Source organism: Bathymodiolus heckerae thiotrophic gill symbiont (assembly GCF_900128515.1).
In the GTDB taxonomy this organism is placed as follows: Bacteria; Pseudomonadota; Gammaproteobacteria; order PS1; family Pseudothioglobaceae; genus Thioglobus_A.
In genome coordinates this window covers 30,859-42,330 of the sequence record NZ_FQTP01000002.1, presented here as the reverse complement: position 1 = coordinate 42,330, position 11,472 = coordinate 30,859, and the positions used below count along the sequence as shown (strand labels likewise).

The 11,472-nt window shown below is 38.8% G+C and carries 12 protein-coding genes; all 12 read right to left on the bottom strand.

Features of this window, described 5'->3' with window-relative positions:
• A partial coding sequence (gene ubiB, locus BTHERMOSOX_RS00585) for a 2-polyprenylphenol 6-hydroxylase (protein ID WP_138118490.1) occupies positions 1-1,284 on the bottom strand: 1,284 nt, incomplete at its 3' end.
• 2 nt (positions 1,285-1,286) lie between these two features.
• Positions 1,287-1,799, bottom strand: coding sequence for a ubiquinone biosynthesis accessory factor UbiJ (locus BTHERMOSOX_RS00580; RefSeq protein ID WP_138118478.1), 513 nt, complete (start codon positions 1,797-1,799; stop codon positions 1,287-1,289).
• Positions 1,800-1,808: 9 nt separating this feature from the next.
• The gene (gene ubiE, locus BTHERMOSOX_RS00575; protein ID WP_138118477.1) at positions 1,809-2,549 is read right to left on the bottom strand and encodes a bifunctional demethylmenaquinone methyltransferase/2-methoxy-6-polyprenyl-1,4-benzoquinol methylase UbiE; all 741 of its coding nucleotides are present in this window, start codon (positions 2,547-2,549) and stop codon (positions 1,809-1,811) included.
• Positions 2,550-2,554: 5 nt separating this feature from the next.
• Positions 2,555-3,691, bottom strand: coding sequence for a citrate synthase (locus BTHERMOSOX_RS00570; protein WP_138118476.1), 1,137 nt, complete (start codon positions 3,689-3,691; stop codon positions 2,555-2,557).
• A gap of 16 nt (positions 3,692-3,707) precedes the next feature.
• Complete coding sequence (gene erpA / locus BTHERMOSOX_RS00565) at positions 3,708-4,055, bottom strand: iron-sulfur cluster insertion protein ErpA (RefSeq protein ID WP_138118475.1); 348 nt, start codon at positions 4,053-4,055, stop codon at positions 3,708-3,710.
• A 13-nt stretch (positions 4,056-4,068) separates the two neighbouring features.
• Positions 4,069-5,106: an N-acetyl-gamma-glutamyl-phosphate reductase gene (gene argC / locus BTHERMOSOX_RS00560; RefSeq protein ID WP_138118474.1), complete on the bottom strand. Its 1,038-nt coding sequence runs from the start codon at positions 5,104-5,106 to the stop codon at positions 4,069-4,071.
• 39 nt (positions 5,107-5,145) lie between these two features.
• Positions 5,146-5,562 (bottom strand): hypothetical protein, encoded by a 417-nt coding sequence (locus BTHERMOSOX_RS00555; RefSeq protein ID WP_138118473.1) that lies wholly within the window; start codon positions 5,560-5,562, stop codon positions 5,146-5,148.
• Positions 5,559-6,848 (bottom strand): AAA family ATPase, encoded by a 1,290-nt coding sequence (locus BTHERMOSOX_RS00550; protein WP_138118472.1) that lies wholly within the window; start codon positions 6,846-6,848, stop codon positions 5,559-5,561. Before BTHERMOSOX_RS00550 ends, BTHERMOSOX_RS00555 begins: the two co-directional genes overlap by 4 nt.
• 1 nt (position 6,849) lies before the next feature.
• Entirely contained in the window at positions 6,850-8,208 is a 1,359-nt protein-coding gene (gene accC / locus BTHERMOSOX_RS00545; protein WP_138118471.1) for an acetyl-CoA carboxylase biotin carboxylase subunit, read from the bottom strand.
• Positions 8,205-8,633, bottom strand: coding sequence for an acetyl-CoA carboxylase biotin carboxyl carrier protein (gene accB, locus BTHERMOSOX_RS00540; protein WP_138118470.1), 429 nt, complete (start codon positions 8,631-8,633; stop codon positions 8,205-8,207). The genes accC and accB overlap by 4 nt, the downstream gene beginning before the upstream one ends.
• Before the next feature lie 6 nt (positions 8,634-8,639).
• Entirely contained in the window at positions 8,640-9,083 is a 444-nt protein-coding gene (aroQ, locus tag BTHERMOSOX_RS00535) for a type II 3-dehydroquinate dehydratase (RefSeq protein ID WP_138118489.1), read from the bottom strand.
• A 95-nt stretch (positions 9,084-9,178) separates the two neighbouring features.
• Complete coding sequence (locus BTHERMOSOX_RS00530) at positions 9,179-11,401, bottom strand: protein-disulfide reductase DsbD (protein ID WP_138118469.1); 2,223 nt, start codon at positions 11,399-11,401, stop codon at positions 9,179-9,181.
• Positions 11,402-11,472 lie beyond the last annotated feature (71 nt).

Here is an 11,472-nt window from a genome sequence, read left to right as displayed (position 1 = left end):
CGTTAAATCTTCTAAAAAAGGTTTGGCGGTTGACCAGAGGTCTAATTGAGGATAAAGCTGTCTACCTAGCCCCTCGATGTTTAATAAGGTTTTGTCTAATAATAATAACTGCGGCTGAACGCTGATATCAAAATTCTTAGCCTCTCGGATTAAATCCAACAGCACTTGACCAAAAGAAATTTCTCCCAAGGGCTTGTCAAACATTGGGCTGCAGATTTTTTTAACAGCAGCTTCAAATGCTTTCTCATCAGTATGCGCACCAATCCAGCCAGAGTCAATATAAACCTGTGCTACTTTTTGATAATTTTGATTGAAAAAAGCTAGAAATATGTCTGCCAAGAAATCTTTATCTTCTTCGGTTAATGTGCCCATGATGCCAAAATCTACACCAATGTATCGACCCTTATCAGAGACAAAAATGTTGCCTGGATGCATATCTGCATGGAAAAAATTATGCTTGAAAACTTGGGTAAAAAAGATAACCACACCTTCTTCAGCCAGACGTTTCATGTCAATGTTTTTAGCTTTAAGGGTTTCAATCTCACCAATTGGGGTGCCGTAAATGCGCTCTGTTGTTAGTACCTTGATACCACTAAGCCGATGATAAACTTTAGGTATGTATAAAAGGCCAGAGTCTTCAAAATTTGCTCTAAGCTTGTCACAATGACCTGCTTCAATGCGCATGTCTAGCTCATCATTAATGATCGACTCAAACTCTTCAACAATTTCAATTGGCCTGATTTTTTTAGCCACTGGGTGATTGTTGACTAATTTTGCCAAACTGCGCATTAGCTTGATATCACCAGCAATCAATGTATCAATATCAGGACGTACAATTTTGACAACAACTTCATGGCCGTCTAGCGTGGTTGCTGTATGTACTTGTGCAATTGAGGCACTGGCCAAAGGCTGATCATCAAATGTTTTAAATAGCTGATCAATGCTAGATCCAAGTTCTTGCTCAATAATGCTTCTTGCAGATTGAGTATCAAAAGCTGGACAGCTGTCCTGTAGTTTCTTCAATTCAAGGCTGATATCAGTAGGCAACAAATCAGGCCTAGTTGAAAGGGTTTGGCCAAATTTAATATAAATAGGGCCGAGCTCTTCAAGGGCTAGACGTATGCGCTCGCCTCGTGTAAATTTTTTGACTGGAAAATAATGCCAAGGGATTAAGTATAAAAGAGGCCTGAAGCCTTTTAGTAGTGGCGTTGAAAGTATAAGAGAGTCCAGGCGATAGCGCATTAACACTCGTGAAATTTTAAAAAATCTAAATAGACTGTTCACGATTAGTGATGTTTATTTTTATACAATTTTGAAACGACTGGTGTAATCATCAACTTGCTTAATCCATCCTTTATAGCATCAATAGGGTTGCTTGAATTTTGTACAACTTGTTTAAAGTTTTTGGCTATTTTCCCCACCCCATGAGCAACTATATCGTCTGTGTACTGAGATAAAACCTCTTCTAAATCAATATCAACAGACTGAAGCATGTCAACCAGTAATTGTGCAGTTTTAACGTCACCATGAGTAACAATTTTGTCTTGTCTAAGGAGGTCGGTTAAATCTTCGCCTTTAAACAAGGCAAAAAATACACCAGCATTGAGGCTGATGTTAACGTCACTATGTTGACCTGTATCACTGACAGCAAAAATCCGATCATTAGTGCAAATAAAGTTGACATCGAGCGGCAAGTCTTTCAATGAAAATCGAATGGTTTTACCGTCTAAAGGCTTAAGGTTAATTGCACCAGTTTGAATTAAGTAGTTGAGCGCCTGTTCAAGAGCAAAATGTTGCATAAGGCGACGTTAGACTTTGATGCCTTTATGTAGAGCAACAATGCCACCTGACAGGCTGTGGTATTCGCAAAAGCCAAATCCCGCATCCAGCACCATATTTTTCAAGGTTTCTTGATCAGGGTGTTTGCGGATAGATTCAGCTAGATATTGGTAAGATTCTTTATCGTCAGCGATGAGATCGCCAAGGGCCGGCATAACATTGAATGAATAAAAGTCGTAGAATTTTTTAAGAAACTCAGAATCTGTTTTTGAGAATTCTAAAATTAACAAGCAGCCACCTGGTTTTAAAATTCGGTGAATTTCAGCTAGTGCCTGATCTTTATCTGTAACATTTCTAAGGCCAAAGGCAATAGAGACGCAATCAAAAGTATTGTCTGCAAAGGGTAAAAACTGAGCGTTTAGCTGAACAAAATCTACGCCAAAAACCCCTTTATTGATTAAGTTTTTACGCCCTTCGCCAAGCATTGCGGCGTTAATATCAGACAGGATAACATGGCCAGATTCACCTACTTTTTTACGAAATGCGATGGCTAAATCCCCTGTTCCACCAGCAATATCTAAAACCTTATCACCCGTTTTAACATTAGAAGAGGCAATGGTGTAGCGCTTCCATAATCGGTGCGCGCCGAACGATAGCACATCATTCATCAGGTCGTATTTGCTGGCAACAGAGTCGAACACACCTCGAACTAAATTTTGCTTATCTTTGGTGGCGACGTCTTTAAAGCCAAAATGTGTTGTATTATCCATAAATCTTATTTTGTTGGGTAGGCCCTGAAGTCGCTACCTGTATAAATTTGGGTTGGGCGGAAGATGCGATTATGTGCCACTTGCTCGTGCCAGTGCGCTGCCCAGCCTGCTGATCTTGCCATGGCAAAAATTGGTGTAAAGTGTTCTTTTGGAATCTTAAAAATTTCTGAGTATAAAATGCCAGAATAAAAGTCTACATTAGGAAAAACACCTTTAGAAGATAGCAGCTCTTCACAAATCCGCTCTACTTCTAGTGCTGTTTCAAAACGTTTAGACAAAGTAATTTTGGATTTTTTGACATAGGCGTTAATCATTTTTTGCAATATTTTTGCCCTAGGGTCTTTGACACTATATTCCCTATGCCCCATGCCCCAAATAACTTGTTTATTCTTTAGGCGATTTTCGATATAGCCACGTGCATTTTTAGCTTCACCAATCTCATCTAACATTTTAAGCACGTCTTCATTAGCGCCACCGTGTAGTGACCCTGCTAATGTACCAACTGCTGCAGAGATTGAAGCAAAAGGGTTTGCCAATGTTGAAGCGGTAACCATGGCTGAAAAAGTACTGGCATTAATCGTGTGCTCTGCATGCAAAATTAGACAGGCGTCAAATAGCTGCACGATGTCATCATCTGGCTCTTCGCCAAAAGACATATACAAAAAGTTTTTTGCATAAGACATATTCTTGCTAGGTGGAATAGGGTCATAGCCAGCGCTAATTCTTGCCCACATGGCAACCAGAGTACTCATGTTGGCAATAATTTTAGTCAGTGCACTTTGAGTAAAAGCTGAGTCGGGATCTTTGGCGCCAGCATCTGGATAGAAGGTAGCCATGGCTGCAATAGCAGTTTGCAATACATCCATAGGGTGGCCACTGGCCGGCAGCGCCCACATCATTTGTCTAATGTTGCGCTTTACTTCATAACGCTTGTGCAGTACCAAGCGAAACTCTTCTAAAGCTGTTTCGCTCGGTAATTCACCATCTCTAAGCAGCATTGCAACTTCTTCGAAAGAGGCGTTTTTTGCTAAATCTTCGATAGAGTAGCCACGATAAGCCAGGATGCCATTTTTTCCGTCAATAGAGGAAATGGATGATTCTGTTGCTGGAACGCCTGCGAGACCTGGAATGTATTCAATCATAATAAGCGCTTAAACGTTAAACCGAAAAAGACGAACCACAGCCGCAAGTTGTTTTTGCATTTGGGTTGTGAATGATAAAGCGAGAGCCTTGTAAATCTTCAAGATAATCAACCGTTGCGCCCATTAAATATTGATAACTCATTGGATCTACAACTAGTTGAACGCCGTTATTTTCAACGCCAGAATCTCCTTCCTTGTGCTCTTCATCAAAGGTAAATCCGTAAGAAAATCCGGAACAGCCACCGCCAGTAATATAGACGCGTAGACGCAAATTGTCGTTTTTCTCTTCTTCTATTAAAGTTGAAACTTTGCTGGCAGCACTATTGCTAAAAATAATGTCTGCTTCTTCTAATACTTCTGACATGGTGTCTCCTAATTTAAGGTAGCAAGCCAATAGATGATAGTCCAGACTTCTCGTCTAGACCAAACATGATGTTCATATTTTGAACAGCTTGGCCTGATGCGCCCTTGACTAAATTATCAATGACGGATGTTATTACCAACTTACCGCCAACTGCTTTTTGTGCAGCAATTTGGCAGAAGTTACTTGATTTGACATTACGCGTTGCGCACGCAGTGCCCGCGCCAAGCACGGTAACAAAATGCTCATCTTTGTAAGCATTCTCAAAGATTAATTGTACATCAACGTCAGACTCTAATAAGTCCACATAAATTGTGGACTCCATGCCGCGAATCATTGGTACTAAGTGCGGGATGAAGGTTAGACCAATAGATTTTCCACCTGCTAACAAGCTTAACTCTTGTTTAATCTCTGGATAGTGACGATGACCACTAACGCCATATGCTTTAACGGATTCGCTGGTTTCACATAGTAGCATTGCTTGGTTTGCACCACGCCCTGCACCGCTCACACCCGTTTTAGAGTCAACAATAATGCTTGATAAGTCGATTAAATTCTTTTCAATTAAAGGTTTAAGCGCCAATAAAACAGTAGTTGGAAAACAACCTGGATTACCAATTAATTGAGCATTCCTAATTTGCGAACGATTAATTTCAGACAATCCGTACACTGATGACGCCAATAATTCATCTTGGAAATTTTCCAAGCCGTACCATTGGGCGTATTCATCTTTGTCACGCAATCGGAAATCTGGCCCTAAGTCAATTACTTTGATGCCTTTATCGATAAAGTTGCCGGCAGTTTTCATGGCCACACCATGTGGTGTTGCAAAGAAAATAACGTCGCATTCATCTAGGATTGCATCATCAGGCGCTGTAAAAACTAATTTTGTTTGTCCCGCTAAAGAAGGGAAGAATTCACCAACAAGCTGTCCTGCTTCTGAGCGAGAGCTGATTGCAATCACTTCTACACCTTTATGGTTGTGAAGGTGTCTTAGTAGTTCGATCCCGGTATAACCGGTGCCGCCAATAATTCCTGCTTTAATTTTGCGCATAAACTAACTTGTTAAAATGAAACTCTTTTTTATTTGAATCTATATATTTTTTTGTTGAATTCGTCTAGTTTTAGTTGTTCTTTTACTCATCTTTTTTGTACGAAGCACCAATAAAGCATATGAATATTCACCTTCTTCAAAAATATTTAAAAACAAATTAATAATGTGTTTTGAATGATCTAGCTGCGTTTCTGCCCCTTTAATTACTTTTCTATCTTGAGAATTTTTTAATTCACAAAATAATAGCCTCTTTCTACTATGATCAGCCAAGACATAATCACAAGCCTTTAGGTTTTGAATTGTTTTGTTGCAAGGCTTAATAATCTTGTCTAATTCAAAATACTCAATCGTTTGATCAGCCTCTAGTTGCACTACGTGCTTCTGCTGTTTCTTTCCAAGTAATGTTATTTCTTGTTTTGAGTTTGTTTGGGTTTTAAAAAAATGGTCAAACATCATAATCGTGCCTCTAAGCCATCCCTAATTGTGTTTAATTTATTAATTTCTTTATCCATACTACCAACTTCCATGCCGTATTTGTCAATATTACACTTAGTCATGCCGCCATTCTCAGCAATATAGGCGCTAACCTTATCAGGATTGATTATATTATTATTTTTGTAGTGATTTTTTTTCATAAAACTGTCTTTATCGTCAAAGTCACTATTGAGCATTATTAAGTTATTTAACTCCAGAACTAAAGTGTCACTATGTGTGGTTAGCATTATTTTTAAATCATTATTAATACAATCTGCAATTAGTTTTGCAAGTAATCTTTGTTTAGCTAAACTTAAATGACTTTCTGGCTCATCAATAATAATTAAATCTCCAGGTTTCGCCTTGTGCTTTAAGAAAAAATACAAACTGGATAAGGCGCGAACTGAAGCAGATGTTAAGTAAATGGGGATATCTATTTTATTATCACCATGCCGATTGTTAGAGAGTCTCACCTCATTACCGTTATATTTTAACTTACCGCCTATCATCTTTTTTATGTGAGTAGACAGGTCAATTTTTAAAGTAGTCTTGCCTTTTTGAATGGTTTCAATAGCACGTATAAAATCAATATTGTCTTTTACAGGTAAAGCATATCTGGAAGAGTAATCACGAATTAAGTCAAAAGGATTTATTTCTTTGCTTTTTTTAATATGATCTACTAAAGTATTAATATTTAAATCTAAATCTTTTTGGAACAGGCTAATTCCTAATCTTTCAGCAACCGAAATAAATACATCAGGAATGTCAAATAATAATGTTAGTAGTGCTTGGTTAATTTCATAAATAATTATATTGTTTAAACCAGTGTCTTGATTTTTTATCGTAATCTCAAACCATTCTTTGTTAGAGTCAATAATAATACTAGAACCACCTATGTTGATAGTCTGTTTAGTTTTTTCTGTTGATAGGCTTAAATTTGATAAAGATATTATGGGTATATTTTGATTCTCACTAGAAAACACAAAAGAATGTATTTTTTTAGCATAGCTCTTAGCAACGCTCTTGATAATATCTTCTAAATTCAATTTGGCTTTATTAATGGTAATTTTATTATTAGCGAGTAAATCACTTTCCATTTTTTTTGTTAAAATCTCAATATTAATAGACTTAAAAGCTTTTAACAAGCCATATAGAGCATAGGCAAAATAGGTTTTTCCATTATTATTATCACCAAAAATTAAAGTTAAATCATTGACTACAATTTCCGCTGATTGAATGGGTTTAAAGCCTTCCAGTTTAAAATTCATTTTAGTTTTCTCCCAGCATTTTTTCAAGGTAGTGAATGTTCATGCCACCTTTTTGAAATACCTTATCTTTCATGATGCGAGCTTGCAAGGGGATGTTAGTTTTAATACCGTCAATGACCATTTCACTGAGTGCAGTTTGCATTTTGATAATTGCACCAAGACGCGTGTCAGAATAGGTAATTAGCTTACCAATCATTGAATCGTAATGAGGCGGCACTGTATAGCCGTTGTAAACATGCGAATCAACACGAACGCCTAATCCACCAGCAACATGGTATTGAGTGATCTTGCCGGGAGACGGCATAAAGTTGTTCGGATCTTCAGCGTTAATACGACACTCGATAGAATAGCCTTTAATGACAACTTCATCTTGAGTAAAAGATAGTGGCTGACCATCGGCAATTAAAATTTGCTCACGGACAATATCAACACCAGTAATCATTTCAGTAACAGGGTGTTCAACTTGCACACGCGTATTCATTTCTATGAAATAAAACTCATCATTTTCAAACAAGAATTCAAACGTGCCTGCACCGCGATAGTTGATAGCTTTACAAGCATCAGCGCAAACTGTACCAATTTTGTTACGAAGTTCGGGGTTGATACCAGGAGCTGGCGCCTCTTCGACAACTTTCTGATGGCGGCGCTGCATAGAGCAATCACGCTCACCAAGATGCACAGCATTGCCGTGCTCGTCAGCTAAAATTTGAATTTCAACATGGCGAGGCGTGGTTAAAAACTTCTCCATGTAAACTTCTGCATTGCCAAAAAAGCTTAATCCTTCAGTTTTGGCAAGCTCAATTGAGGCAAGCAAGTCCTCTTCTTTTTCTACTACTTGCATGCCACGTCCACCACCACCACCAGAAGCTTTAATAATAACTGGTAAGCCAATGTTGCGGGCGATTTCCATATTTTTAATTGGGTTTTCGCCTAGTGCGCCATCAGATCCAGGCACACAAGGTACGCCAGATTTTTGCATGGCTTCAATGGCCGCAACCTTATCACCCATCACGCGGATATTTTCCGCACGAGGTCCAATAAAGATAAATCCACTTTCTTCAACGCGTTGAGAGAAGTCAGCGCTTTCTGATAAGAACCCATAGCCTGGATGAATCGCATCTGCATGCGTTACTTCTGCTGCAGCAATCAATGCCGGAATGTTTAAATAGCTATCAGCCGAAGGGGGTGGGCCGATACAAACCGCCTCATCAGCAAGTCGTACGTGTTTAAGATCTTTGTCTGCTGTTGAATAGACAGCAACCGTTTTAATGCCAAGCTCTCTACAAGCTCTTAAAATCCTAAGTGCAATCTCACCGCGATTGGCAATTAGAACTTTTTGAATTTTATTTAAAGCGATCATTGAATAATAACAAGTGTTTGACCAAATTCAACAGCATCACCGTCTTTGCATAAGATTTCAGTCACAGTGCCTGATTGATCCGCTTCAATTTGGTTCATGATTTTCATCGCTTCAATGATACAAATTGTATCGCCTTGGTTAACATGTTGACCAACTGAAACAAATACACCAGAAGTTGGTGAAGCTGAGCCGTAAAAAGTACCAACCATTGGAGAAGTGATTGGGTGGCCATTGATAGTTGCTGGTGTGTCAACTGCTGACTCAACAACCGCTACTGGTGCTGCCATTGCTACTGGTGCTGTAGCTATAGGCGCATTGCCATAGCGTGAGATACGAACTGATTCTTCACCCTCGACAATTTCAATTTCTGCCATGCCAGATTGTTCTAGCAATTCCATTAATTTTTTTACTTTACGAATGTCCATGTCTTTCTATCCCTTTAATTTAATGTGTTTAATTGCTGCACTGAGTGCGAATTCATAGCCTTGTGAACCAAAGCCAGAAATAACGCCTTGTGCGATGTCTGAAAAATAAGATTTTTTACGGAAATCTTCACGCTTGTAAACGTTAGACAAGTGCACTTCTGTAAATTCAATGCCAACTGCCAATAAGGCGTCACGTAGCGCAACGGAGGTATGTGCGAATGCTGCTGGATTAATCATAATGTATTTTGTACCATTGCTACTTGCTGCGTGAATTTTTTCAATCAATCCAACCTCGGAATTGTCTTGATGGTGTTCGAGTATAAGACCTGCATCTGCTGCTAATTTGGTTAAGTTGTTAACAATATCGTCAAGTGTTTGAGCACCGTAAAGATCTGGCTCACGTGTACCGAGCATGTTTAGATTTGGGCCATTTAGTAATAAGATGTCCATAACACTCACAACAAGTTTCAAATAAACATGATTTTACCACCAACATCACGCATCTTAGTCGTTTTTGACTGACTTTTAGCGACTAAGTTTTGTGTTTATTTAACCTTGTTGAGGTGCTCAAGATAGCCTTGTGCATTAATTTCGCCAACAATACGCTGGCCGCGATGCTCAATACCATTTTTGAAGAATAAGATCCCTGGCGGACCGATGATATTAAACTTAGTCATTAATGCTTTATCAACAGCATCGTTAGCAGTGACGTCAGCTTGTAGAGCGATGACATTTTTCATGGCGTCAACAACGCTGTTGTTTGAAAATACAAAGCGTTCGAGCTCTTTACAAGAGATACACCAATCAGCATAAAAATCAAGCATGACAATCTGGTTATTCTTTTGAGAGCGAACCAATGCTTGATCTAAATCTTCAATGCTTTTAATTTTCTCAAATTGTATATGAACCTGTGCTACCTGAGTGCCTGACGTGCCCCAGCCTGATAGTGGTGCTAGCATGTCGCCACCACCTCTAGCCACCAAACCCCATAGCAGAATTCCGTAGAACATGACTAGCAAGCCAATAGCTTTAAAGATGCGAATCCAGGCGCTTGGTGTATCACCAAGTTTGTTAAGCACGCCCATGGCAATTGGTGCAATACTAAAGATTGCCGCCCAGAGCGCTAATGAGGCGATTGATGGAATAACGCGCTCAATTAGCCAAATAGCAACTGCCAACATCAAGATGCCGAAGATGTATTTAACATTATCCATCCAGCCACCAGCACGTGGCAATTTAGATACGCCAGCGCCAATTAGGATTAGCGGCGCACCCATGCCTAAACTCATTACAAACAAGGACAATCCACCTAACAGAGCATCGCCAGTTTGACCGATGTAGATTAGAGCACCTGCCAATGGCGGCGCCACACAAGGGCCGACAATCAATGCCGATAAGAATCCCATAATCGCAACACCAATTAAATGACCGCCTTCTTGATTATTACTAATATTGGTAATTTTATTTTGTAAGCCAGCTGGTAATTGAATTTCGTAATATCCAAACATTGAAAAGGCAAGTGCCACAAAAATTAAACTGAAGACCGCGAGAATCCAAGGTGTCTGGAATAACACTTGTAAATTTTCACCAAAATAGCCTGCTAAAACGCCAGCCATTGAGTAAGTAACACTCATCGCTAAAACGAAAACGATCGACATAATTAGTGCTTTGCGCGTGGTTATTTCACCTTTTTGACCAACGATAATGCCCGATAAAATCGGAATCATTGGAAATACACAAGGTGTTAGCGATAATAGTAAGCCAAAACCAAAGAAACTCATTAATACCCAAAATAAATTATCTTGCTGAAGTAGGGCTGCAATCTGATCTGTTTCGTTTAATTCTACGTTGGGCTGTAATGCAGATTGTATCGCATCTGAAGTAGTGCTCGTCGCATTGGACGAGCCTTGTATTGGTAACACTAAATCAACCTTTTTCTCTTGTGGGGGATAACAAATGCCACCCGTCCAACAACCTTGGTATTTGGCAATAAAACTAATATTCTGACTCTTAATATTGCGTAAAGGCACTTCAAGCACCAACCTGCCCTTGTGAATTTGAACCTTGCCAAATAAAGGATCATCTTTAATTTTTCCTTTGGGAAAATCAACCTTGCCAATTTCTGCACCTTTGACATCAATAAAGAATTTATCATGATATAAGTAGTATTCAGGATGAATATCCCAAGCAACTAATAATGTATTTGATTCAAATACATCGACTGAAAATTTAAATGCTTCGTCTGCAGGTAAAGGTTCATCAGAGATTGGCGTGATTTTTTCAACAATAGATTGAGCGCTTTGTTTGGCTTTTGAGAACAATTCAAAAGCATTGTCAACCAGTGAAGGCCTTTGCATGGCGCTAATATCTAGTGCGGCAGTTTTGGTAATTGGCGGGTAGCAAACGCCTAAATCGGCGCAACCTTGAAAAGTAACATTTAATAATAATGAGTTTGCATTGCCTCTTAAGATTGGAATTTTGACATCTACAGTATTTCTGTAAACACCAATCTTGCCAAAAAATTCATCATTTTTTATTTTTGCGGGTGGAAATTTAGCCACACCAAGTTGATCTGAATAGTCACTTGATATTTTTATTTTTTCTTTATAAAGGTAATAATCTTTGGCAATATCCCAGCTTAATACAATTTCATCATTAACTACTTTTGCTTTGAAAGCAAAGGCCTTGTCAGCCGGCAGCAGTTCGCCCTGAGCTTGAGTAAAAGTTGATAACAGTAATAAAAATAAAGGCAGTAATAAACGCTTCATGAAATCTCTCCTCACGATGATTAGAGTTATTATAAGTCATTTTGGGGTTTATAAGCAAGCATTAAAAAACC

Coding starts and splice junctions, on each gene's coding strand:
- BTHERMOSOX_RS00580 (WP_138118478.1), bottom strand. CDS start 1,799: ATGCAACATTTTGCTCTTGAACAGGCGCTCAACTACTTAATTCAAACT.
- ubiE (WP_138118477.1), bottom strand. CDS start 2,549: ATGGATAATACAACACATTTTGGCTTTAAAGACGTCGCCACCAAAGAT.
- BTHERMOSOX_RS00570 (WP_138118476.1), bottom strand. CDS start 3,691: ATGATTGAATACATTCCAGGTCTCGCAGGCGTTCCAGCAACAGAATCA.
- erpA (WP_138118475.1), bottom strand. CDS start 4,055: ATGTCAGAAGTATTAGAAGAAGCAGACATTATTTTTAGCAATAGTGCT.
- argC (WP_138118474.1), bottom strand. CDS start 5,106: ATGCGCAAAATTAAAGCAGGAATTATTGGCGGCACCGGTTATACCGGG.
- BTHERMOSOX_RS00555 (WP_138118473.1), bottom strand. CDS start 5,562: ATGATGTTTGACCATTTTTTTAAAACCCAAACAAACTCAAAACAAGAA.
- BTHERMOSOX_RS00550 (WP_138118472.1), bottom strand. CDS start 6,848: ATGAATTTTAAACTGGAAGGCTTTAAACCCATTCAATCAGCGGAAATT.
- accC (WP_138118471.1), bottom strand. CDS start 8,208: ATGATCGCTTTAAATAAAATTCAAAAAGTTCTAATTGCCAATCGCGGT.
- accB (WP_138118470.1), bottom strand. CDS start 8,633: ATGGACATTCGTAAAGTAAAAAAATTAATGGAATTGCTAGAACAATCT.
- aroQ (WP_138118489.1), bottom strand. CDS start 9,083: ATGGACATCTTATTACTAAATGGCCCAAATCTAAACATGCTCGGTACA.
- BTHERMOSOX_RS00530 (WP_138118469.1), bottom strand. CDS start 11,401: ATGAAGCGTTTATTACTGCCTTTATTTTTATTACTGTTATCAACTTTT.